Here is a 22948-nt window from a genome sequence, read left to right as displayed (position 1 = left end):
TTGAATTGGCCGGCCCCTTCGCGAGCAGGCTCGCTCCCACAGGTAGATCGCGTTCCAAATGTGGGAGCGAGCCTGCTCGCGAAAGCGTCACCCCGGACAAACCAAAACTCACTGTCCCGCCGCCACACGGGTCGGTGCCTGCACCGGCGTCACAATGCTGTCCAGATCAATATGCTTCCACTCAGGCTTGGCCCCCAACCGCGCATTGAAGCGATAGTTGAAGGTGAACTCATCCGCCGTCGCCACGCTCAGCGGTTTGCCGTACACCGCCTCGATCCCCGCCAGGTCGTACCCCATCAACTGCAACAGCGTCGGAAAGATGTTGTAGTGGCTGGAGCGATCCTTGTTCGCCGCCAGTTGCGCCGACCAGTCCAGCGTCTTCAGATTGCTGCCGGAAATCACCACCAGCGGCACCAGCCCCTCCTCCTCCACCGGATCTCCGCCGCAGTGCGTGTTGAGCCCCGGGTTCCCCCGTTCATGCAGATCCTGGCCGTGATCGGAGGTGTAAATCAGCAGTGCATTGTTCAGGTTGGCCTGAGCAAACACGCGCGCGAAAAACTCGCCGACGTTCCATAAAACGGTGTTCTTGTAGGCGTTGCGATAGAGCACCCAATCATCCGGCTGGCCGTTGAAACCGTTGCGCTCGCCAGTATCGGCCACTTCGGTGAACTGGCCGCGCGGCAAGGTCGGGCGGTAGGCCATGAACGCATCCGGGTATTTGTCGTGCACCGGGAAATGCGCGCCGACCTTGTTGATCAGGATCAGCTCGGCTTTATCGTCGTTGAGCAACTCGATCAGCTTCGCAGCTGCGGCCATATCGCGGTCGCGCACGCTGGTCTGGTCGAATTGCACGAACTCGTCGATGTCCTTTTTCTCGGTGTCGTTCATCAGGTTCTGCAGGTTGCCGGCGGTGCGCTGGGCGTCGATATACACCGTGCGCAGCCCGGCCTTTTTCGCGTACTGCCAGATCGACGGCAGCGTGCTGTTGATGCGCATGTAGTCGGCGCGAGTGCCGCCGTAACGCAAGGTGATGTTGGTGTCGGCGCTGCAATTGGCGATGGACGCGGCGTAGCCGTAATTGAAGATGTCGACGCCTGCGTGCGGTTGCTTGAGGTTGCTGTGCACGCCGAACGGCGCGTTGATGTCCAGATAATTGCCGGAGATGCTTTCATCGATAATCAACACGATGTCGTGGCCGACCGCTTGCGAGGCGCGCGTCAGTGTGACCGGTTCACGCGGGCCGACGGTGTTGTGCAGCGCTTCATAGGCAAACAGGTTCAGATAGGCCAGCGGCGTGTACATGATCGGCAGGCCGCGGGCGCCCTCACCCGCACGCAAAAACAGCACGGCACTGAGCAACAGCACACCACACAGTGGGGCCGCCACACGCAAAGCGTTGGGAATCGCCAGCCCGTGGCGGGGTTTCAGGCCGATGCCGAACAGCAACAGCAAACCGCTGAGCACGCCACGCAGGAGCGCGTCCCGGTACTGGTACGCCGCTTCCTGGATGAAACCGCCGGAGTAAACCAATGAAACGAAACCGCTGTAGGTCAGGTAATCCGCCGTGACCCGGGTATAGACATCGAAGAATACCGCCGAGACAAACATCGCCAATGCGAAAACGTGGCGAATGAGAGCCTGTTTTATATACCCCGTTAGATATAACGCCAAAGTAAGCGCCAAAAACATCGCGCCAAAAAGAAGTACAGAAAAACTGAGGCCGATAGCATTTAACCGATCAAAGTAATATTCGGAATAAATCAATAAATAAACAATTAAGAACATTTCTTTGGCATATCTGAACATGGCGATACCGATCGGGCAAAACGGCAGGAAGTCAAAGGTTTGTCAGTCAGAACCTGACACTAGCACCCGGCCATCAAAGCGCAAGAATTGACTGTTTTTTATAGAAAGCGTCAAAAAAACGGTGACTCAAATCTGACACAGCCCAGACGCTACAAGCCTTTAAATTAGCGGCTTACGACCGTTTATCGCTTAATTGAAATCTGAACAAATCTGCACAAAAGCAACAAATTCAATCGCAGCAATGACTTGATGGCCAATCGCCAAAACTTGCTTAAGTGTTATACAGATGCAACATGTCATTTTGCTGACACGCTTTTCAAAGGCTGCGCTATACCCCTCCTACAGTCTTCTTCCGAACTTCTTCTTTTCGCTCTATCGAGGGTGCGCAGATGGACGTGAGCGTATTTGGCACGGGCTATGTTGGATTAATACAAGCCGCCGCACTTGCAGATGTCGGTCATCGGGTTTTATGCGTCGATATTGACCCGAACAAGATTAAACAACTGCAACAAGCGGTGCCGCCAATTAGCGAGCCAGGTTTGTCCAGCACACTTGAGGAAAACATCAAGGCCGGACGTCTGCTATTCAGCACCCAGGCCAGCGACGCGGTCGAGCATGCCGAGCTGATTTTCATCGCGGTCGGCACGCCGGCCGATGAGGACGGTTCCGCCGACCTCAGTCACGTGCTCAACGTCGCCCGGCAAATCGCTTCGCACATGGAGGCCGATCGCACGCTGATCATCAAGTCCACGGTGCCGGTCGGCACGGCGGATCAGGTGCTCGCCACCGCCAACAGCGAACTGCTGCGTCGCGGCAAATCCGCACTGACCGTGCGCGTGGTCTCCAACCCTGAATTTCTCAAGGAAGGCAGCGCCCTCGCCGATTGCATGCGCCCGGACCGGATCATCGTCGGCACCCGCGACGACGAAGCCCGCGAGCAAATGAGCGAGCTGTACGCGCCGTTCTGCCGCAACCGCGAAAAACTGATGTTCATGGACAACCGCAGCGCCGAGCTGACCAAGTACGCCGCCAACGCGATGCTCGCCACCCGCATCAGCTTCATGAACGAACTGGCCAACCTCACCGAACTGCTTGGCGCCGACATCGAAGCGGTGCGCAAAGGCATCGGCTCCGACCCGCGCATCGGTTACCACTTCATCTATCCGGGCTGCGGCTTCGGTGGCTCATGCTTTCCCAAAGACCTGCGCGCCCTGCTGCACACCGCCGAACACAATGGCATGCCGTTGAAACTGCTGCGCAGCGTCACCGACGTCAACGACCTGCAACGGCATATCCTCTTCAGCAAACTGAAAGCGCAATTCCCCCAGGGCCTGGCCGGCAAATCCATCGCCATCTGGGGCCTGGCGTTCAAACCGAACACCGATGACATGCGTGAAGCGCCCAGCCGCTATCTGATGGACGCGCTCTGGGCCGAAGGCGCCAGCGTGCAGGCCTACGATCCGGAAGCCATGTCCGAATGCCGGCGCCTCTACGGTTACCGCAACGACCTGCACCTGTGCGCCACCCGCGACGACACCCTGGAAGATGCCGACGCCCTGGTGATCTGCACCGAGTGGAAAAACTTCCGCGTGGTGGATTTCGAACTGCTCGCCGAAAAGCTGCGTTCGAAGGTGATTGTCGACGGCCGCAACCTGTACAACCCGGAACAAGTGGCGGCCGCCGGCCTGCACTACAGCGGCATCGGCCTGCGTCACGTCGCCCCCGAAGGCGCACGGCCATGAAGATTCTGGTCACCGGCGCGGCCGGCTTCATTGGTGCCCATTGCGTACTGCGACTGATGTGCGACGGTCACACGGTGGTCGGTCTGGATAATTTCAACGCCTACTACGATCCGCAGCTCAAGCACGACCGCGTGCAATGGGTGCGTGAGCAGGTCGGCGATTTCCAGCTCGCCACGGTTGACCTGGCCGATGCGTCGGCCATCGACGTGCTGTTTGTCCGTGAACAACCCCAAGTGGTGATTCACCTCGCCGCACAGGCCGGCGTGCGCTACTCGCTGGAAAATCCACGGGCGTATCTGGACAGCAACCTCAATGGTTTTCTGAATATTCTGGAGAGCTGCCGGCATCACCCGGTCGAGCACTTGATCTACGCCTCCTCCAGCTCGGTTTATGGCGCCAACCAGCACACGCCGTATTCGGTGAAGGACGGCGTCAACCACCCGCTGTCGCTGTACGCCGCGACCAAAAAAGCCAACGAGCTGATGGCCCACAGTTATAGCCACCTGTTCGGCATTCCCTGCACCGGCCTGCGCTTTTTCACCGTGTACGGACCGTGGGGGCGGCCGGACATGTCGCCGATCCAGTTCGCCCGGGCGATCACCGAGGGCGAGCCGCTGAAGCTATTCAACTACGGCGAGCACCAACGCGATTTCACCTACATCGACGACATCATCGAGAGCATCGCCCGTCTCATTGATCAGCCACCGCTGCCCCAGCCCGAATGGGATCGCGAGCAGCCCGACCCGGCCAGCAGCATGGCGCCTTGGCGGCTGTTCAACATCGGCGGGCAACACCCGGTGGCACTGAAAACCTACCTGGCCCTGATGGAAAAACACCTCGGCCAGAAAGCCATTGTCGAGCTGCTGCCGCTGCAACCGGGCGATGTGCTCAACACCTGCGCCGAGGCCAGCGATCTGGCCCAGGCCACCGGGTTCCAGCCCCGGATAGAGCTGGATGAAGGATTGGGGCGTTTCATCGCCTGGTTCCGCGACTACTACCCCACTGCCTATCGCCCACGCGCCGCTCGCGGCTGAACATCAGCGGAGGATTCCATGACTGGACATGAACAAGGTGTGCCGATTCAACAGATGCGCCGCGACAAGCGCATTGACCCCGAGCACCGTATGCGCCTCGATGCGGCGATTCATCGCCAGGGCCGCGGCTGGTTCACCGGCCGCGACGGCGGACGCCCATGGCAACTGTCGCGCACCAATCGGGTGGTGGCCTGCCTCGGCGCCCTGACCATTTTGCTGCTGATTTCGCCGCTGTTGATTGGCTTGGCCCTGATCATCAAATTCACCAGCAAGGGTCCGGTGATGTTTGTGCAAAAGCGCACCGGCTACCGCGGCCGCAAGTTCGGCATGTACAAATTTCGCACCATGGTCGCCAACGCCGAAGAATTGAAAGAGTCGCTGCGCCACCTCAACAAGCACGGGGCCGACGCCATCGACTTCAAGATTGACAAGGACCCACGCATCACCCGCATCGGCGGTTTTCTGCGGCGCACCAGCCTCGACGAACTGCCCAACCTGATCAACGTGGTGACCGGTGACATGCGCCTGGTCGGCCCCCGCCCGACCTCGTTCAACGCTTACCGCTACAAGGACAATCACCTCGCGCGTCTGGCCATTTATCCCGGCATGACCGGTCTGTGGCAGATCTCCGGGCGCAGCAACATCGACTTCGACCAGCGCGTTGAGTTGGACCTCAGCTATATCGCCGAGCAGAGCCTTTTGCTTGATCTGAAGATCCTGTTGAAAACCCCTTTCAAAGTATTCAGCGGCCACGGAGCAAGCTAATGGACGGTTCAACCAACAAAAGCCTGAGCATCGCCAACCCCAGCGAATCGAACCTGACCTCGACCGTGCTGGATCTTGATCTGCGGATCCTGTTTCTGACCGCCGCCAACCCCGGCGCTGGCACCACCACCAGCGCTTTGGCGCTGGCCAGCCAACTGGCACAGATGAGCAGCGGCCAGGTGCTGCTGGTCGATGCCAGCCAGTCGGTGAGCAATCTCACCCAGCAGTTGAACCTGAGCAAGGAGCGCGGCCTGCGCGACTTGCTGTTCAACCCTGACAAACCGCCGCTGTTGCAGGACTGCGTGGTGCAGGTCTCGAGCCTGCCCTTCCACGTGCTGCCCAACGGCCGGCCGATCCGCACCCTGGAACACCTGACCGCCGAGCGTCTGAGCCCGTTGCTCGACCAGTTGGGCAGCCAGTACCGCTTCGTGGTGATCGACGGCGACGCGGTGTATTCCGCCGCTGACACGCTGGTGATCAGCACCCAGGTCGATGGCGTGGTGTTCGTGGTTCGCGCCGAAGACACCCGTTGGGAAGTCGCCCAGGCTGCCGTGCAACGGCTGACCCAGGCTGGGGCAAAAGTGGTCGGTAGCGTGTTCAACCGGCGCAAGTACTACATGCCCAAGTGGCTTTACAAAAACCTGTAAGCGAACGCAAAGGATGACGCCATGAACGCCAAAATGCTTGTCCTGCTGTTGCTGCCGCTTGCGGGCTGCTCCAGCAATACCGATACCCGCAACATGCCGGTGAATATCCTCACCGCCGCACCGGCCAACGCCCAGGCAACCGATATGCCGAGGGTCGAGCAGACCCTGCGCCCAAAAGACGTGCTGGATGTGATTTTCCACATCAGCACCAGCGGCTCGGACGCTTACCGCGTCCAGTCGGGTGACCAGATCGGCCTGAACTTCACCGCCGCCAGCCAGCTCAACGGCACGCAACTGGTGCTGCCCGACGGCACCATCGAACTGCCGGGCGCCAACACCTCGGTGAAAATCGCCGGGCTGACCAGCGAGCAAGCGCGCCAGGAAATCCAGCGCGTTTATCAACGCAAACAACTGTTCCAGCCCAACCGCAATCAGCTGAGCGTGCAAGTCCTCAGCCCGTTGAGCAACGAACAGAACCTCAAAAGTGCCCTCAACCACCCCGCCACCGGCATGAGCCGCGAGATCACCGTGGGGACTGACGGCTACGCGAGCTTCCCGGAAATCGGTGCCGTGCCAATGCAAGGCATGACCGTCAATCAACTGGAAGCCTTCCTCAACAAAAAATACGCGCAATTGCCAGGGCGGATGAGCGTCGATGTGCTGCTCAAATCCACGGCTGGCAACGAGATCTACGTCTTGGGCGAAGTGGCCCAGCCTGGCTCCTACCCGATCCGCCGTCCGGTCTCGGTGCTTGAAGCCCTGACCCTCGCCCGCGGCACCAACGTCAAGGCGCGCCTCGATTCGGTGGTGATCATGCGGCGCAATGGCAATCAGGTGCAGGCGATGAATTACGACGTCGAGAAAGCGTTGTCAGGCGAGGCTCCGCAGATCGCCTACCTGCAACCGGACGACATGCTCTACGTGCCAAAAACCAAGCTTGCCAGCGCCGGCGAACTCGCCCGCCAACTGGCCGACGTGGTGCTGTTCCAGGGCGTGGGGTTCAGCTTCGGCTACCGCGTCGACAACAAAGGCAGTGACAACTGACTCTCAGGTGAACGACATGAACCCAAAAGAAAATTACCTGCACGAGTTCTTCAGGATTTTCTTCGCCAACAAACAACTGGTGAAGCGTGTCTTCCTGATCTTTGCAGTGATCGCGCTGGTGCTGCCGCTGTTGCTCAAGCAGAGCTTCGATATCACCGCGCAGGTGATCGTGCAGTCGAAAAAACTCTCCCAGGGCGATGCGACCACCTCGCTGACCCAGGACAACGCCACGTTCATTCCGCCGTCGCTTGCGGACATGGAAACCGAAAGCAATATCCTGCGTTCGCCGGCGCTGATTCGTCAGACCATCAGCGAGCTGCGCGACAACGGCGAGTACACCCCAGCGCCAGGCATGTTCAGCAAGCTGCTCGGTGAACCGTTCAAACGCTACGTCAGCTCGCCGTTGCGCGAATACGTGGTCAACCCGCTGCGCAGCACGCTGGGCCTGGAAACCGATCCCGTGCGCGACACGGTACTCGACGGCTTGACGCAAGAAGCCATCGACAATCTGAAGATCGAAACCCTGCCGGGTTCCAATGTCATTTCGATTGTCTACAGCTTCCCGGATCCAGCCCAGGGCACAACGTTTGTCGCAGCCTTGCTGCAAAACTATCTGGTCAGCCGTCAGGCGCTGCAATCGATCGAACTGCCGCACTCGTTTTATGAAACCAAAAAGCATCAATACCAGGTGCGCCTCGACGGACTGGAAGGTGCTCGGCTGAGTTTGCTTGAAGGTGTCGGTTCGTCCGATCCGAAGGAGGAAATCACCTTCCGACTCAATGCAATCAACACCGAAGAGCAGGCACTCAATCTGTACCGCGACCGCTTGCTGCAAAGCCAGCGCTGGCTCGATTACCTGAAAACCAGTCTGGCTGCTGCCAACACCAGCAAACTCAACGACTACACCTTCCCGTTCACCTTCACCACCACGGTGGACAACATCGCGTTCGAAGACCGCGAGATCAGACAGATGGGCGAGGCGCTGACCACTCAGGTCAGCCGCTACATGAATGATCTGGCGGTGTTCCAGCCCGGTAGCGAGCCGATGTTGCTGACCCGCGAGCAAATTGCCCGCACTCGCCAGCAGTTCCTGAAAGTGGTCAACAACCGCATCCAGGAACGCACGATCGACCTGTCGGTGGTCAGTCAGGTCATCGAGCAGAAAACCGCGCGCATTGCCGAGTTCAAGAATCGAATCCATCAATTGCAGCAAACCCAAAGCAAACTGCGCCAGATGGACACCGAGATCGGCGCGTTGCACGCCGCGTTCTCGACCTACGCGCAGCGCTTTGCCGAAAGCAGCACCACGCGCTCGCTGGACAACGACCTGTCCAACGCCCGGGTGTTGAGCCCGCCGTTCGAGCCGACTGAAGCAGCGTTCCCAAAACCCATGTTGATCATTCCGTTCGGCATGCTCACCGGCCTGCTGTTGGCGATCGCGTTCGTCTATGTGCGGGAGTTCTTTGATCATCGCTTCAAACATCCGGCGCAAATCAGCCATGAACTGGGGCTGCCGGTGCTGTTGGTGATCAACGAGCAAGACGCGCTGCCGGGCAATCCGCACAGAAACTGGTCGGTGCCAGGCTTTGTGCACTGGGTGCGCAATTGAACCTGTCGACCCCGCCGAACGCCGCCCTGCCGATCATTCATTTGCTCAGCAGCGGTGGCTTCTACGGAGCCGAGCGCATGTTGCTCGATCATTGCCTGGCGACGCCGGGACAGCATCAAGTGCTGTTCCTCGACGCGCCGCCGGAACTGATCGCGCGCTTTCGTGAGGCCGGGGTCGACGCGCAGGGTTGCACTGGCCTGGGCACCTTGCTGCGGCACTTGCGTCAACGCCGCAGCGAACGGCCGCTGATCAATACGCACAATTTCAAGGGGCTGCTATTCGGTTGGCTCGGCGCGACGCTGTTGCGCCTGCCGCTGGTCATCACCCAACACGGTTTCACCCCGCGCAGCCGCAAACAAAAGTTCTACACCTGGCTGAGCCTGCAACTGTGCCGCACCGCATCGGTTGATCGGGTGGTGTGCGTGGCTGAAAGCATCGCGGCCATTCATCGTCAGGCCAGCGTACGGGCCGACAAGCTGCAAGTGATTCCCAACGGTTTGCCGGCTCACGCCGAGATGATTCCCAATGCTGATCGCCAGCGCTGGCTCGCCGGTTACGTCGGACGCCTGAGCAGCGAGAAAGGCCCGGATCTGTTTCTCGACGCGCTGATTGCGCTGTGTCTGCAACACCCGCAACTGGACGCGGTGATGCTCGGCGATGGCCCGGAACGCGAGGTGTTGCAGGCGCGCATTGATGCCGCCGGTTTGCAGCAGCGCATTCGTTTGCCGGGTTACCAGACCGACATGCGCCGCTGGTGGCAGCAACTCGATGCGCTGGTGATCAGCTCGCGCACCGAGGGCACGCCGATGATTTTGCTCGAAGCAATGCAGGCCGGGGTGCCGGTGGTGGCCTTCGCAGTCGGCGGGATTCCCGATGTGCTGGAAGACCGGCATAACGGCCTGCTCGCCGCGCCCACCGACAGCGCCGCGCTCGCCCGCCAGCTCGACACGTTGCTGATGCAACCGGGCCTGGCCCGGCAACTGCGCGACAACGCGAAACGCACGCAACAGGATCGCTACGACCTCAAGGCCTTGGCCGAACACTGGTCGCAGCTGTACATCCGCACCGCACGGGAGGCACGCGCATGATTTTCCCGCTCTCGATCGTCAGCCTGCTGGCAATGGTCTGCATGGCTTTGCTGGTCAGTCCTTATCCGTATCTGGCGCCGGGGGCAGTGCTGGGGCTGCTGGGTTTCACGGTGCTGTACCGCAAACCGTCCTGGGGCTTGCTTGGCATTGGCGCGCTGGTGCCGTTTGAAGGGTTCTTCAAGGACAGCGTGTTTTCCGGGAGCAAATTCCTCGGTGCTTCGCTGGCGCTGATCCTGATGCTGCAACTGGCATTGCACCAGATTCCATCGCAGCGCTTGCGCAGCAATCTGTGGCGCTACCTGATCGGTTTCATGGCGCTGTACATGCTGAGCCTGCTCGCCACCGACAACCTGGGCATGTCTCAGAGTCATCTGCGTGAACTGAGCGTGGGCCTGATTCTGTTCGTGATCACTTTGTTGATCGGCCGCGAGCTGAACCTCGATCTGTTCGCCCGGCTGGTCACGCTCAGCGTCAGCGCCACCTGCGCCATGGCGATGTTTTCCAGCAGATTCCAGGACAAGGGCCGCGCCGCCGGCCTGCTCGATGACCCGAATGCCTTTGCTCTGCTGATCGCCTTCGCCGTGCCGCTGGGCCTGCTGCTGGTAATTCGCAGCCCGAACCTTTTGCAGCGTTTGTTCTGGGCTGGCTGCTGCCTTTTGCTGCTCGGCGGCATGACCAAGACAGAATCGCGCTCGGGCCTGGTGGTACTGGCCTTGAGTCTGGCGATCGGTGTCTGGCATTACCGCCAGCACCTCACCCGCATCCGTCCCCGGCATTTCGGCTTTGCCATGCTCGGCGCCGCCATCGTGCTGCCATTGGCGATTTATGCGATGCCTGCCGGTTATCTGGCACGCATCCAGTCGCTGAGTATCTTGAGCGCCGGGGCCAAGGCTCAGGACGAATCACTCGGCCGTCGCGCCTCCTACATTGTCGTCGGCAGCCAGATCATCCGCGAACATCCACTGCTCGGCTCCGGCCCCGGGACCTTCCCGCTGCACTACGCGACCACCGGTTACGCCAAGGCATTCTCGGCCAACCGCAAGATCGGCGATCTGTATCGCCGGGCGCACAACACTTACCTGGAGATTTTCAGCGAATTGGGGATTCCCGCCGGCCTGCTGTTTGTCGGCATGCTCGTGCAGGGATTCTACAACCTGATCCGCGCACGACGCGCGTGGCTGCAACGGCGCGAGTGGCAGCACGCGGACGTGGTGACTCATCTTGGAATGAGTTTTCTGTCATTGACGTTGTTTCTGATGTTTCTCAGCGCGCCGAACCTGAAATACCTGTGGATCATGCTTGCCCTGACCTGGGTGCTGCGCCTGAAAGCCGAGCAAGCACCGCTGACGGAGGCCAGGGCATGAGCCGGATCAGCATCGTCATTCCGATGTACAACGAGGCACGGCACATCGGCCGCACCCTCCTGGCCGCTCGCAAAGCCGCGAACGCCGCCGACATCGACTGTGAACTGATTGTCGTCGACAACGGTTCCAATGATGATGGGCCACAGATCGCTCGTGTATTCGGCGCGCAGGTTCTGCTCATGCCCGGCCTGCTGATCGGCGCCTTGCGCAATCGTGGCGCAAGCTTCGCCAGTGGTGAATGGCTGGCGTTCATCGATGCCGACATTGAAATGCCCGAAGACTGGCTGAGCCAATTGTTCGCCCTAGAAGCAGATGCTCAGGGCGACATCTTCGGCCTGGACCTGCACACCCCCGCCGCCGCGCCGTGGTACGCGACCGCCTGGCAACGGCGCATGCTGCGGCCATCAGCGCACACCAGCCGCACCGTGGACTGGCTGCCCAGCGCCAACCTGCTGATGCGCAAACGCTGGTTCGACGTCGTCGGCGGTTTCAACGAAACCCTGCGCACCGGCGAAGACAAGGAATACACCTTGCGTCTGAGCACACAGGGCGCTCGGCTGCTGTCGACCAGTAACAGCATCGCCCTGCATTGGGGCTACGAAATGAACTGGCGCGAGTGGGTGGGCAAGGAACTGTGGCGCCAGGGCAGCCACCTGCAGTTGCTGCGCACCCATGGCATGAGCCTGCGCCTGCTGCGTTTTCCGCTGCTGTCGCTGCTGGTCTGGGTGACGGATTTTCTCCTGATCGTTGCCTTGCTCGCCGGCCTCGCGCAGCTCGCGGTGATCCTGCTGGTGCTGACCCTGCTGCCGAGTCTGGTGCTCAGCGTGCGGCAGAGTATCAAGCACCACAACGTTCGCCTCACCTTGCAACTGTGGGGTCTGCACTGGTTACGCCTGCACCTGCCCAGCGCGGCACTTGCTCTCAGTCTGTGTCATTGGAACGCCAGGAGGCCTGCCCGTGGCTGAATTCATTTTCTGGATGTGCCTGCTGCTGCCGGTGTACGCCTACGTCGGTTATCCGCTGCTGCTGACCTTGCTGGCGCCGCTGTTCCCGGCCTGGCGCCATACGCCAGCGCCGCCGCTGAACATCAGCATCGTGATTGCCGCGCATAACGAGGCGCGGCACATCGAGCACAAGTTGCGCACGCTGCTGGCTCAGGATTATCAGCCGGCGACGCTGCAGATCATCCTCGCCAGCGATGGCTCGACGGATGACACCGTGGCCTGCGCACACAAAGTGGTTGATCCGCGCATCACCGTGCTCGACCTGCCCCGCCAGGGCAAAGCCGCTACGCTGAATGCCGGCGCAGCGCTGAGTACCGGCGATATTCTGGTGTTCACCGATGCCGACAACCAATGGTCACGCGACACCCTCGGCCACTTGCTCGCGCCGCTGAGCGATCCGCAGGTCGGCGCGTGTGCAGGGCATATGGTGATCCCGGTCACCGGCGGGGGCCTGAGCGTCGGTGACAGCCTGTACCGGCACTACGAAGGCTGGCTGCGCCGCGTGGAGAATCGCACCGGTTGCATGGTTTCCGCCGATGGCGCCCTGCTCGCTCTGCGCCGCGAGCTGTTCCAGAACGTGCCGGCGGAGGTCAACGACGATTTCTTTATCAGCACCTGCGCGCCGGTGGCACGCAAACGCATCGTCTACGTGCCCGAAGCGCAAGTGATCGACCATGGCGTCGATGAGGCGGGCAAGCAATTTCGCCGGCGTCAGCGCGTCACCGTTGGCGGCTTGCAAAGCCTGGCGCAACGCAGCGAGCTGCTCAATCCGTTCAAGCACGGCCTGTATTCGATCGCCTTGATCAGCCACAAATTGGTCCGCCGACTGGCGCCGGTGTTGTTGCTGCCGTTGCTGCTGAGCAACTTCTGGCTGTGGCAAGAACACGGCTTTTATCGCTTGAGCCTGATCGCGCAGTTGATCGGCTACACGATCGCCATCGCCGGCCTGCTCGATTCGCAACACCGTTTGCCCAAACCATTCCGTCTGGCGGCGTTTTTGCTGGTCACCCTGGCGGGCATGAGCCTCGGCCTGTGGCAGTTTCTGCGCGGCCAGCGGTATGCCCAGTGGAATCCGGAACAGAACCGATAAAAAAGGACTGAGGCCATGGCGATCAAACAACTTCTAAAACGCACCAGTGGCTGGCTCTATCTCAATTCGTCCGTGGGCCGCAATCAGCTGCACGGCGCCGGGGTGATCCTGATGCTGCATCGGGTGCTGGCCAACGACCGCGCCGCCGATCTGCCGCACCGCAATGAACTGTGCGTCGGGCCCCAGGCCTTCGAGCATTTGCTGGTGTGGCTGCGCAAGCATTTCGATTGCGTGCCGCTGATGGAAATCCTTCAACCAAATTCGCTGCGCACCGAGCGCCCGCAAGTGGCGCTGACCTTCGATGACGGCTGGCGCGACAACGCCGTCAACGCCTTCGCGCTGCTGCAAAAACATCAGGTGCCGGCGAGTATTTTTCTCTCCACCGATTTCATTGGCAGTCGTCAACGATTCTGGTGGGAAAGCCTCGGCGAAACGCTGTGGGGCAGCCATGGCGCCAAGGCGCGGATGCATTTGATCGAATACCTTCGTTCGATCGGTAAGCCATTGCCGGTGCTGGTCGATGACATCGATGTGCAGCGGCGCAGTCTGGCCCTTTTGCATTATCTGCAAAGTTTGAAAGATCTCGACCCGCAGGTGCTGGAACGGCTCACCGACGAGTGCCCGCAGGATTCTCTGCCGCAGGCCCTGGACTGGCATCAGGTGCGCGCAATGGAAGCTTCGGGGCTGGTGCGGTTCGGCCCGCACGGCGCCAGCCACGCGATTCTTACAGGCCTTGATAGTGCGCGCCTGACCCAGGAAATCAGCCGCAGTCGCGACGCCTTGAACAACGGCTGCAATCGGCCGTTACCGGTGTATTGCTACCCCAACGGGGATAACGATGAGCGCGTGCGCGAGCAGGTCGCCAATCACGATTATCCGTTTGCCCTCGGCACCGCTACCGGTCTCTATCGTGGGGCCGGCGACCCTTTGAACCTGCCGCGCTTCGGTGTCAGTCAACGCACCGCACGCAATCCCGAACTGCTGTCGTTACGCATCTTTCGCGGGGCACGCACATGAGCCGAGGCAACTACCTCAAGCATCTGGCCCTGAGTATGGGCACCAAGCTGGCGATGATCGCCTTGCGCCTGCTGCGCAACGTGTTGCTCGCGCGGATTCTGGGCCCCAGTGAACGCGGTTTGTTTGCCTTGCTCAGCACCCTGCCGGACTTGATCAGCGCCGCCACCAGTGGCGGGCTGAATTCAGCGGTCGGCTATCAAGCGGCCAAGCAGCGGCCGATGGGTTTGCTACTCGCTCAGGTGCTGGTGTTCGGCTGTCTGCTGGCGGGGCTGCTGACCTTGCTGGTGGTTGCGTTGGTGCGTGAGTTCGGCGGCGAACTGGATATAACGATGCAACTCGGTCTGCTGGCCTGGCTGTTGCTGTTGGCGGTGCCGCTGACCGTACTCAAAAGCGGCCTGCTGACATTGCACAACGCCTCTGGCGGCGTGGTCGCGTTCAACGTGCTGCGCCTGATCGAATCGCTGGCGCCGCTGCTGCTGTTTCTTGCGCTGTTCTGGATGTGGAAAAGTGCTGCGCTGGAAGCGGCGCTGATCAGTTGGCTGGCCGGGATCAGTCTGGTGGTGCTGGTGGGATGGATGTGGCTCAAGCGCGCGCAACCGATGCAGCTGCAATGGGACCGCGCCAGCCAGAACGAACTGCTGCGCTTCAGTGCGCGCAGCCATCCGGATCTGCTATTCCAGCAAGTGATTCTGCGCTCGGATTATCTATTCATCGGCGCCCTGCTCGGCAGCACCGCGCTGGGTCATTACGCGATGGCCAGCGCCGCCGCCGAACTGCTGCTGATCGTCCCGGAAGCGGTGACCACGCCGCTGATGAAACGCCTGCTGCAACAGGACAAAGGCATGGACAAAGTCACTCCGCTGGCGCTGCGCCTGACTGCCACAGTGATGTTGGGCGCCTGCATCACGATGGCGGTGATCGGAGAATGGCTGATCGTCACCCTGTTCGGCGTTGCCTACCAGCCGGCCTATCCGGCGCTGCTCGCATTGCTGCCAGGGCTGTTGGGCCTGTGCTACGCGAGCATTCTGCGTCTGGACTTGATTGGCAAAGCCCGCCCCGGCACGGTGTCGCTATTGATGGGCTTGGGCGCGGTGTTCAATCTGGCGCTGAATCTGCTGTTGATTCCTGCCTACGGGATTGTCGGTGCAGCGGCGGCTTCATCGATTGCCTACCTGGCCGTCACCGTGGCGATGCTGGTGCTTTATTGCCGCTTGAGTGGCGTGCCGTTCTGGCAAACCTTGATCATCCTGCCCAGCGATATCACCCCGATGTGGTTGATGTTGCAACGCCGGAAGGCAGCATGAAACGCCTGGCCCTGCTGCTCGGTCTCGGCCTGTCGCTGGACGCCTACGCGGCGTCGATGCGCTGGGGCGATATCCGCGACGGCAGCTTGTATCTGCAGGCCGATCGCGCGGACACCGTGACCGTCAGCTGGGTGCCGGCGTGGCAGGCAGAGGCCAACGAAGAGCATCTGTATCTACTCGACGGTCAGGGCAAGTTGCAGGGCGAACGGTTGATCAAGGCCAATGAAACCCGGGGCAGCCAGAGCTGGCCGCTGGCACCTGGCGCGGCGAGTTATCAACTGGAGATTCCCGGCTACAGTTTCCGCGGTTACCGGATCGAACATGACGAAAAAACCGTGGCGCTGTTTGTCCCGGCCAAGGTGCATTTCAGCGCGGAAGTGCGGAACGGCACTGAGCTGTATTTCAGAGTCGCACCCGGCGAACACGCGGTGCTGGCCGGCAAGTTCCATGGTGGCGTCAGCGGTTTGCAGGCACAGCGGGTTGGCGATGGACAGCAACTGTCATTGGCACTGAAACCCTATCGTGCCTATTGGCAGTTCGATCAAGTCGCGCTGCCCGTCAGCGAACAACCGCAGGTCTGGCGCCTGCTTCTGCAAGGCAGGGGCAAAGCAGCATTCTGGCTCGACGGCACGGCGAATCTGTTTGCGCAGAATCCGCAGCAGCTCAAACCCTTGCAGTCAGAACCGGGGCAGACGCGTCTGACCCTGCACGACAAAGTCCTCGGACGCACGCCGGATCTGGGAATCGCGCTGCCTTACCTCGTACCGCCGCCGTCCAGTCACGCCCTGCTCGATGCCTTGAAACCCACCGCTGCGAGTTACTACAGCTTCGTTGACGTCACCTCGAAGAATCCACACTTCGAAGACGCTTTTCGTCAGCTTTATCAAAATCGCTTCGGCATCCGCCAGGACATCACCCTGCTCGCCGGCACCGGGCGTCAGGCCGATCTGCGCGCCGATGTACAAAGCAACAGCGGCCTCGACGCCTGGCTCGCCGGCACCCGCGCTCTGGGTGGCAAAGGCACGCATTACATCGGTTTCGCCGACGAGCCTAACCTCAACTATTCAAGCTACGAACAATACCGGGCGATCTTCAACAGCATGGCGCGGCAGGTGCGCAGCGACCCGGCCAACGCCAAGGCTGGCGTGCGCATTGCCATGCCGGCCAGTTCACGCTTGGTCAACGGGCCGTTCACCGAAAACGCGGCGGACAAGCGCGGCATCGACTGGGCGCGGCGTCTGCTCAGTGAATCCGCCGATCAGGTCGATGCCTTGGCCTGGCATGAATGGATGATTCGCGACCTGCTCGCGACCCGGGTCTACCGCGACCGCGTGCGCCGCGCAGCAGACCTGGTGGGACTGGACGCCAAAGGGCAACCACGCAAAGCGTTGCTGCTGGATCAGACCAATCTGTCCAGTGGCTCAGCCCTGAGCCCCTACGATCAGGAAACCCATTTCACCTCGCTGTGGTGGGCCTCGGTGGTGATCAACGCTTCTCAGGATGGGCTGCTGACCATGCTCAACTGGTTTCAGGCAGCCGATGAACCGCCCTACGGCAAAGGCATGGTGCGGGTGCTGGACAATGGTCGTTTTGAATTGAAACCGGTGGGCCTTGCCCAGCAATTCATCGCGCGGCATTGGTTGCCGCAAGTGCTGCAACTGGATAACGACGCTTTTGAGGTGGATGTTCTGGCGATGGCCGGCGACGAGCAGCGCGCACTGCTTGGGGTGAACAAAGGCACACGCCTGCAACGCGTTGATCTGAGCGGCGCCTGGTGCCCGCTGAACCAAAGCGCCCTGCGTTTCTTCGGCGCCGACAATCGCAGCCGCGACATACCATTTGCCTGCGAAAACGGGCGCGTGCGTTTCGAATTGCCGGGGCAAACCCTGTTTGCCCTGAGCTGGAGCGCTTCATGAGCCGCCCTTCTGTCCTGCGAGCGTCATGCCGCGCGTGGCTACCTTCATCGGGAGAAGAGACCATGGATCTTTTGCAAAAACTCAGCGCACATATCCGTCGTAACGGCCTGCGAGCGACCTTGACCAAGATCCGTAGAAAGTACATTTTCGCCCATCAGCAATTGCTGTGGATGGAGCGTGATCTGGTCAGCCCCGTGCCGCCGCACAACCTCAAACCCTACCCACCGCTGCGCGTAATGAAGATCACCGCAGACAACGCCAGTGCCTTCACCCGTTACTTCGGCGACCGTGTCGGCGTCATGGCTGAGCTGGCCAATGAAGGTCGCACCGGGCATATGCATGTCGACGAGCATGGCGATGCCGTGGCATTTATCTGGGGCACGCCGCACGATTATTTCGATCGGCATTACTACGGTTTCCGGTTCCCGGTGAAACCCGGCGAGTTCTTCGAATTCGGTGGCGAAATGACCCGCGCCTACTGGGGCACCGAATTGTCAGTCGATGTGCAAGTGCGCCTGTGGAAAGCCATGGCCGAGGAAGGCTGCAGCAAAGTGGTCGATGTCTGTGAGTCGACAAACATCCCGGCACTCAAGCTGCACGTGCGCATGGGCTATACCGAACAACAGCGGATCATGAATATCTACACGCTGTTCGGTCGCTGGCGCTTCTACCGCGAATCCCGCTACAGCGGCTCGCGCCTGGAAGAACTGCGCAAACCTTCCCGTCCACCTGTCACAGCAACGGCGGCCTGAACCTATGGTGATGCGATTCGAATGGCGCACGTCCCTGTGCGCTGCCGATTTCCCGGCAGCGGCCTACGAGGCACTGCGTCTGCGTGTGGCCGACCACACGCCGTTCAACAACCTTGGCTGGTTGTGCGCGGCAGAACAGGCCTTGGGCGAAGATCAGCGCCTGCACATTCTGCTCGGCTGGGAAGCAGAGCAATTGCATCTGTGCCTGCCACTGGTGGCCAGCCGCGAACGCTTCGCTGGCGTGCCGTTTCGTGTTTTGCATCACTTGGGTTATCCGCTGGCCGATCGCCTGGCCCTGCTGTCGTTGCTCGGCAGCGAAGACATGCACAAAGCACTGGTGCTGATCCGTGAGCGTCTGCCCCATGCGCTGCTGCAACTCAATGAACTGTCGGAACCTGCCGGTGAAGAAAGTGCGCTCACCGAATGGATGGCGCACAGTTCCACTGCTGAACGACGCCTGAGTTGCCGGGTGCCGGTGCATCTGATCAGCGACGCCGATCATCGCGAGGTCTCCGGCGACCCGCGCTACAAGCTGCGTCGGGCGCGCAAACGGATTGCTGCATGCGGCGCGCAAGTGCGGCGAATCACCCCCGATGCGCTGTCGATGCCTACGATTTTAGAAGCGCTGCAGGAAGTCGAGTCGGTCAGTTGGAAAGGTGACGAGGGCGTCGGGATTTTCGCCACCGAACGCAGTCGTCAGTGGATGGAAAGCGCCTTTACCGCCCTCGCCGACCAAGGCCTGGTGCGGGTCGTGACGCTGGAGCTGGACGGCCGCTGCATCAGCTATCGCCTCGGCCTGCTCGAACAGGGCCGGCTCTACGATTACAACCTGGCGTTTTTGCCACAGTACGCCGACCTCGGTAGCGGCCGGGTGTTGCTGGAGGAATGGATTCGCTGGGGGCTGGATGAGCACTGGCGCTGGATCGATGCGTCGCGGGTCAGCCTGGACAACTCCAGCCATCAACTGCACGAACGCATGACCGGACAACTGGAGCACTGGCGCTGGAGTTTCTACTCCTGGCGCCCGAGCGGCTTGCTGCTGGGCCTGGGGCTACGCCTTTGGCACCACGTCAAACCGTCCCTGCAAAAATGGCGCGCACGGCGTGCCGGTAACTCGACAGCGGCGAACACATCCGAAACTCAACCGGCAACACCATCCACCACACCTGGGCTAGCGCCTCGGAGGGCATCATGAAAGCCATCGAAAAACTGCTTCTGCGCATCAGAGAAAGAGGCCTGCGCCGCACCCTTGGCGCGCTGGGCAAACGTTACGTATTCGCTCACCGTGAATTGCTGTGGATGGAGCGAGATCTGGTCACACCGATTGCCCCGAACAAACTGCGCCCCTGTGAAGGTTTGCGCAGAGTCGACATCACCGAGGAGAACGCCAAGGCATTCAGCAAGTACTTTGGTGACCGCGTGCAGACCATGGCCGAGCTGGCCGCTGAAGGGCATACGGGGCACATGCACCTGGACCAGGACGGTCACACCGTCGGGTTCGTCTGGGCCAGCACTCGCGACTATTACGACCGCCACTTCTACCGCTGCACGTTCCCGGTCAAGCCCGGTGAATACTTTCAGTTCGGTGCCGAAATCACCCGGCAGTATTTCGGCAGTAGCCTGACCGTCGATGCACAGACCGCACTTTGGCAAGTCATGGCTACCCGAGGCTTCGAAAAAGTGGTGGATATCTGCGACGGCGCCAATGTACAGGCCCTGAAGATGCATATGCGTTTGGGCTATCAGGAACAGGGGCGTATCACCCACGTCTACGATCTGTTCGGACACTGGCGTTTCTTCCGCGAGACACGCTACAGCGGCTCAAGACTGGAGGCTTTGCGCAAGCCGGAAAGACCGGTGGTGACGGCGGCGGCGCAGGCTTGATTCACATTTGAAATGTTGTGGCGTTAATGATGCAGCCTTCGCCGCCTGCTGCTCGACCTTGCCGACATAAACGATCGGCTCTTCCTGCACGAACGGCTCGGCGCGGAAGTACGAGGTCGCGAGGCGATACGGGTCTTCGCCATCCGGATCGACCATTTCCAGAAACGGATGGGTTTCGTAGATCACCAGTTTGCCGCCCGGTTTCAGCGTCGACGCTACATGGCGGAAAAATTCGCCAATGTCCGGCATCCAGTTCAGAACGCCAATGGTGATCAACGCTACATCGAAGCGCTTGTGCAACGAGGCAGGCAGGTGATGGATATCGCTTTCGATGAATTCGGCGTTGTGCGCTGAGCGGCTGTTCAGCTCACGGGCCTGATCGAGAAACGCGCTCGACTGATCAACACCCACCACATTCCGCGCACCGAGGGCGAACAGCGAAAGACTTTCGCGACCGTTGTTGCAACCCAGTTGAATAACGTCTTTGCCGTCGACACCGACCTCTTCCAGCAACCCGCGCAGGGTGTCGTCGAGGCAGGAGAAATCCGCCCGTACGACGTCGTTCAGCAGCGCCTGCCAGTCAGGCGAATCCTGATGATGGCGGGCGGAATCGTTCCACGCCTGACGATTGCTCTCGATGGCGTTTTTATTGTTCGGCACTTCCATGGCGTACTCCGGACGATGCTCTTGATTGAGCGGTCGGAGTCTAGATCAGCCCGCCCCTCCAGATTGTTGCAATCTTGTAAGCCCCCCGTAGGAACTGCCGCAGGCTGCGATCTTTTGATGTTGTTTTATAAACCAAAGCCAAAAGATCGCAGCCTGCGGCAGCTCCTACAGGGAGTTTGTGGTTGCGTTCTGGTTAAGGCGTTCGCGCAAAAACTCGATCAACGCCTGCACCGGTCGCGAGGCCTGGCGATGTTGCGGATACACCGCCGACAACGTCAGCGGTTCCGGACGCATGTCATCAAGCACCGGCACCAGTCGTCCATCCTTCAGCGCATCGCCGACAATGAACGTCGGCAGATAAGTAATGCCCATCCCCTGCACCGCCGCATCGCGCAACAAATCACCGTTGTTAACGCGCATGCGTCCACTGACTTTAACCAGCAATGGCTTGCCCTGCCCTGCGTTGAACCGCCACTGCACTGAACGCCCATGTCCGTAAGGCAGGCAGTCATGACCGAGCAAATCTTCAGGTTTGAGCGGTGTGCCGCGTTCGGCCAGATAAGCCGGGCTGGCGCAATACACCCGTTCGATTGAGGCGATACGGCGGGCGATCAAAGTCGAGTCTTCCAGCACGCCAATGCGCAGCGCCAAGTCATAGCCCTCACCGAGCAGATCCACCGGGCGGTCGCTCAAGTCGACTTCCACCGTGACCTCGCGATAGCGCTGCAAGAACATCGGCAACAGACAACCGAGGTGCGCCACGGCAAACGACAGCGGCGCACTCAGGCGAATCGTCCCGCGTGGCTCGGCGGTTTGCCCGGCGATGCCCTGCTCGACCTGCTCCACTTCGCCGAGCAGACGCAGCGCTGATTCGTAATAGCTCTGGCCCAGCGGGGTGACGTCCAGGCGCCGGGTCGAGCGATTCAACAAGCGCACGCCGAGGCGCTCTTCCAACTGCATCAAGCGACGGCTGACGAACTGCTTGGACAGGCCCAATTGATCGGCCGCTGCGGTGAAGCTGCCGGAGTCCATGACCTGGCAAAAAATACGCATGTCTTCGAACGGATTCATTGTCACTCTCTGGTGGACAGTTAAACGCTTTATAGCCGCTTTTTCACTTTTCGGCATCCCACTAATCTGTGCTCACGGTTTGAAAACACCACCACTCAATTAATCGAAAATGGAATTGCACATGAACATCGTCAAACAAACCCTGACCGCTTCCCTCCTCGCCCTGTCCATCGGCAACGCTTTCGCCGCCGGCAGCCCGGGTGTCGAACACAACACCCAGGCCTTCCTCGAAGCCCTCGCCGCTGGCGGTGGCAAGCCGCTGGAACAACTGAGCCCGAAAGACGCCCGTGCGGTGCTGACCGGTGCGCAGGCTTCGGTGAAGGTTGATCTGTCCGGTGTGGAAGTCAGCGACAAGGCGATCAAGGTCGATGGCCAGACGATCAACCTGAAAGTGGTGCGTCCGGCCCAGGTCAAAGGTGAGTTGCCGGTGTTCATGTTCTTCCACGGTGGCGGCTGGGTGTTGGGGGATTACCCGACGCACCAGCGCCTGATCCGTGATTTGGTGGTGGGTTCTGGCGCGGTCGCGGTGTACGTCGATTACACGCCGTCGCCAGAGGCGCAGTACCCGACTGCGATCAACCAGGCTTACGCCGCCACGAAATGGGTGGCCGAGCATGGCAAGGACATCGGTGTCGACGGTAAACGTCTGGCGGTGGCCGGCAACAGCGTCGGCGGCAACATGGCGGCGGTCGTGGCACTGATGGCCAAAGAACAGAAAACCCCGGCCCTGCGCTTCCAGTTGCTGATGTGGCCGGTGACTAATGCACAGTTTGACGACGGCTCGTACCAGCAGTTTGCCGAGGGCCATTTCCTCACCAAAGGCATGATGAAATGGTTCTGGGACAACTACACCACCAACCCGACCGAACGTGCGCAGATCCACGCCTCGCCACTGAACGCCAGCGCCGAACAGCTCAAGGGTTTGCCCGCCGCGCTGGTGCAGACCGCCGAATTCGACGTGTTGCGTGATGAAGGCGAAGGCTATGCACGGCACCTGGATGCGGCCGGTGTACCGGTGACTGCGGTGCGCTACAACGGGATGATCCACGACTTTGGCCTGCTCAATCCGCTGAGCCAGATTCCCGAAGTGAAAGTGGCGGTGCGCCAGGCAGCGGCTGAGCTGAAAACCCATTTGCAGCCTTAAC

20 protein-coding genes are annotated in these 22948 nt (G+C 60.6%); 17 read left to right on the top strand and 3 right to left on the bottom strand.

Going from position 1 to position 22948, the window contains the following annotated elements; all coding sequences use genetic code 11:
- Positions 1-108 precede the first annotated feature (108 nt).
- Entirely contained in the window at positions 109-1806 is a 1698-nt protein-coding gene (locus ATI02_RS04945; RefSeq protein WP_100845619.1) for a sulfatase-like hydrolase/transferase, read from the bottom strand.
- A gap of 389 nt (positions 1807-2195) precedes the next feature.
- Here ATI02_RS04945 and ATI02_RS04940 point away from each other — a divergent pair, with 389 nt between their 5' ends.
- The 16 genes from ATI02_RS04940 (at position 2196) to ATI02_RS04865 (ending at position 20066) form a co-directional block, all read left to right on the top strand.
- Positions 2196-3548 carry a UDP-glucose dehydrogenase family protein gene (locus ATI02_RS04940; RefSeq protein WP_100845618.1) on the top strand — a complete coding sequence of 451 codons (1353 nt, stop codon included), beginning with the start codon at positions 2196-2198 and terminating at the stop codon, positions 3546-3548.
- Positions 3545-4582 carry an NAD-dependent epimerase gene (locus ATI02_RS04935; RefSeq protein WP_100845617.1) on the top strand — a complete coding sequence of 346 codons (1038 nt, stop codon included), beginning with the start codon at positions 3545-3547 and terminating at the stop codon, positions 4580-4582. The genes ATI02_RS04940 and ATI02_RS04935 overlap by 4 nt, the downstream gene beginning before the upstream one ends.
- A gap of 18 nt (positions 4583-4600) precedes the next feature.
- Positions 4601-5347: a sugar transferase gene (locus ATI02_RS04930; protein WP_095188423.1), complete on the top strand. Its 747-nt coding sequence runs from the start codon at positions 4601-4603 to the stop codon at positions 5345-5347.
- Positions 5347-5994, top strand: coding sequence for a CpsD/CapB family tyrosine-protein kinase (locus ATI02_RS04925; protein ID WP_095188422.1), 648 nt, complete (start codon positions 5347-5349; stop codon positions 5992-5994). Before ATI02_RS04930 ends, ATI02_RS04925 begins: the two co-directional genes overlap by 1 nt.
- Before the next feature lie 21 nt (positions 5995-6015).
- On the top strand, positions 6016-7038 hold the full coding sequence (locus ATI02_RS04920) for a polysaccharide biosynthesis/export family protein (RefSeq protein WP_100845616.1): 1023 nt from the start codon (positions 6016-6018) through the stop codon (positions 7036-7038).
- Between the two features lie 16 nt (positions 7039-7054).
- Positions 7055-8647, top strand: coding sequence for a GumC family protein (locus ATI02_RS04915; protein WP_100845615.1), 1593 nt, complete (start codon positions 7055-7057; stop codon positions 8645-8647).
- A complete protein-coding gene (locus tag ATI02_RS04910; protein WP_371857619.1) occupies positions 8632-9735 on the top strand; it encodes a glycosyltransferase family 4 protein in 1104 nt (367 codons plus the stop codon). Before ATI02_RS04915 ends, ATI02_RS04910 begins: the two co-directional genes overlap by 16 nt.
- A complete protein-coding gene (locus tag ATI02_RS04905) occupies positions 9732-11099 on the top strand; it encodes an O-antigen ligase family protein (RefSeq protein ID WP_100845614.1) in 1368 nt (455 codons plus the stop codon). Before ATI02_RS04910 ends, ATI02_RS04905 begins: the two co-directional genes overlap by 4 nt.
- Complete coding sequence (locus tag ATI02_RS04900; RefSeq protein ID WP_100845613.1) at positions 11096-12064, top strand: glycosyltransferase; 969 nt, start codon at positions 11096-11098, stop codon at positions 12062-12064. The genes ATI02_RS04905 and ATI02_RS04900 overlap by 4 nt, the downstream gene beginning before the upstream one ends.
- The gene (locus ATI02_RS04895) at positions 12057-13193 is read left to right on the top strand and encodes a glycosyltransferase (RefSeq protein WP_100845612.1); all 1137 of its coding nucleotides are present in this window, start codon (positions 12057-12059) and stop codon (positions 13191-13193) included. Before ATI02_RS04900 ends, ATI02_RS04895 begins: the two co-directional genes overlap by 8 nt.
- A gap of 15 nt (positions 13194-13208) precedes the next feature.
- A complete protein-coding gene (locus tag ATI02_RS04890) occupies positions 13209-14210 on the top strand; it encodes a polysaccharide deacetylase family protein (RefSeq protein WP_100845611.1) in 1002 nt (333 codons plus the stop codon).
- A complete protein-coding gene (locus tag ATI02_RS04885) occupies positions 14207-15514 on the top strand; it encodes an oligosaccharide flippase family protein (RefSeq protein WP_100845610.1) in 1308 nt (435 codons plus the stop codon). Before ATI02_RS04890 ends, ATI02_RS04885 begins: the two co-directional genes overlap by 4 nt.
- A complete protein-coding gene (locus tag ATI02_RS04880) occupies positions 15511-17430 on the top strand; it encodes a hypothetical protein (protein WP_100845609.1) in 1920 nt (639 codons plus the stop codon). Before ATI02_RS04885 ends, ATI02_RS04880 begins: the two co-directional genes overlap by 4 nt.
- Positions 17431-17492: 62 nt before the next feature.
- Positions 17493-18182 (top strand): GNAT family N-acetyltransferase, encoded by a 690-nt coding sequence (locus tag ATI02_RS04875; protein ID WP_100845608.1) that lies wholly within the window; start codon positions 17493-17495, stop codon positions 18180-18182.
- Between the two features lie 4 nt (positions 18183-18186).
- Positions 18187-19377, top strand: coding sequence for a GNAT family N-acetyltransferase (locus tag ATI02_RS04870; protein ID WP_100845607.1), 1191 nt, complete (start codon positions 18187-18189; stop codon positions 19375-19377).
- Positions 19374-20066, top strand: a complete 693-nt coding sequence (locus ATI02_RS04865) for an N-acetyltransferase (protein ID WP_100845606.1) — start codon at positions 19374-19376, stop codon at positions 20064-20066. Before ATI02_RS04870 ends, ATI02_RS04865 begins: the two co-directional genes overlap by 4 nt.
- Here the strand turns inward: ATI02_RS04865 and ATI02_RS04860 are convergent.
- Both ATI02_RS04860 and ATI02_RS04855 read right to left on the bottom strand, forming a co-directional pair.
- Positions 20004-20732: a class I SAM-dependent methyltransferase gene (locus tag ATI02_RS04860; protein ID WP_238156258.1), complete on the bottom strand. Its 729-nt coding sequence runs from the start codon at positions 20730-20732 to the stop codon at positions 20004-20006. The two genes, ATI02_RS04865 and ATI02_RS04860, sit on opposite strands and share 63 nt — an antisense overlap.
- A gap of 165 nt (positions 20733-20897) precedes the next feature.
- Positions 20898-21803 carry a LysR family transcriptional regulator gene (locus tag ATI02_RS04855; RefSeq protein ID WP_100845605.1) on the bottom strand — a complete coding sequence of 302 codons (906 nt, stop codon included), beginning with the start codon at positions 21801-21803 and terminating at the stop codon, positions 20898-20900.
- A 121-nt stretch (positions 21804-21924) separates the two neighbouring features.
- Between ATI02_RS04855 and ATI02_RS04850 the strand changes: the two genes are divergently transcribed.
- Entirely contained in the window at positions 21925-22947 is a 1023-nt protein-coding gene (locus ATI02_RS04850) for an alpha/beta hydrolase (RefSeq protein ID WP_100845604.1), read from the top strand.
- Position 22948: the final 1 nt, after the last annotated feature.

Origin of the sequence: Pseudomonas baetica (assembly GCF_002813455.1) — a bacterium.
Classification (GTDB): domain Bacteria; phylum Pseudomonadota; class Gammaproteobacteria; order Pseudomonadales; family Pseudomonadaceae; genus Aquipseudomonas; species Aquipseudomonas baetica.
Note: the sequence above shows the minus strand (reverse complement) of the source record. Positions and strands in the feature narration are given on the sequence as shown.

Coding starts and splice junctions, on each gene's coding strand:
- ATI02_RS04875 (WP_100845608.1), top strand. CDS start 17,493: ATGGATCTTTTGCAAAAACTCAGCGCACATATCCGTCGTAACGGCCTG.
- ATI02_RS04905 (WP_100845614.1), top strand. CDS start 9,732: ATGATTTTCCCGCTCTCGATCGTCAGCCTGCTGGCAATGGTCTGCATG.
- ATI02_RS04940 (WP_100845618.1), top strand. CDS start 2,196: ATGGACGTGAGCGTATTTGGCACGGGCTATGTTGGATTAATACAAGCC.
- ATI02_RS04935 (WP_100845617.1), top strand. CDS start 3,545: ATGAAGATTCTGGTCACCGGCGCGGCCGGCTTCATTGGTGCCCATTGC.
- ATI02_RS04855 (WP_100845605.1), bottom strand. CDS start 21,803: ATGAATCCGTTCGAAGACATGCGTATTTTTTGCCAGGTCATGGACTCC.
- ATI02_RS04925 (WP_095188422.1), top strand. CDS start 5,347: ATGGACGGTTCAACCAACAAAAGCCTGAGCATCGCCAACCCCAGCGAA.
- ATI02_RS04865 (WP_100845606.1), top strand. CDS start 19,374: ATGAAAGCCATCGAAAAACTGCTTCTGCGCATCAGAGAAAGAGGCCTG.
- ATI02_RS04890 (WP_100845611.1), top strand. CDS start 13,209: ATGGCGATCAAACAACTTCTAAAACGCACCAGTGGCTGGCTCTATCTC.
- ATI02_RS04945 (WP_100845619.1), bottom strand. CDS start 1,806: ATGTTCAGATATGCCAAAGAAATGTTCTTAATTGTTTATTTATTGATT.
- ATI02_RS04920 (WP_100845616.1), top strand. CDS start 6,016: ATGAACGCCAAAATGCTTGTCCTGCTGTTGCTGCCGCTTGCGGGCTGC.
- ATI02_RS04900 (WP_100845613.1), top strand. CDS start 11,096: ATGAGCCGGATCAGCATCGTCATTCCGATGTACAACGAGGCACGGCAC.
- ATI02_RS04930 (WP_095188423.1), top strand. CDS start 4,601: ATGACTGGACATGAACAAGGTGTGCCGATTCAACAGATGCGCCGCGAC.
- ATI02_RS04885 (WP_100845610.1), top strand. CDS start 14,207: ATGAGCCGAGGCAACTACCTCAAGCATCTGGCCCTGAGTATGGGCACC.
- ATI02_RS04860 (WP_238156258.1), bottom strand. CDS start 20,732: ATGGAAGTGCCGAACAATAAAAACGCCATCGAGAGCAATCGTCAGGCG.
- ATI02_RS04915 (WP_100845615.1), top strand. CDS start 7,055: ATGAACCCAAAAGAAAATTACCTGCACGAGTTCTTCAGGATTTTCTTC.
- ATI02_RS04880 (WP_100845609.1), top strand. CDS start 15,511: ATGAAACGCCTGGCCCTGCTGCTCGGTCTCGGCCTGTCGCTGGACGCC.
- ATI02_RS04870 (WP_100845607.1), top strand. CDS start 18,187: ATGGTGATGCGATTCGAATGGCGCACGTCCCTGTGCGCTGCCGATTTC.
- ATI02_RS04850 (WP_100845604.1), top strand. CDS start 21,925: ATGAACATCGTCAAACAAACCCTGACCGCTTCCCTCCTCGCCCTGTCC.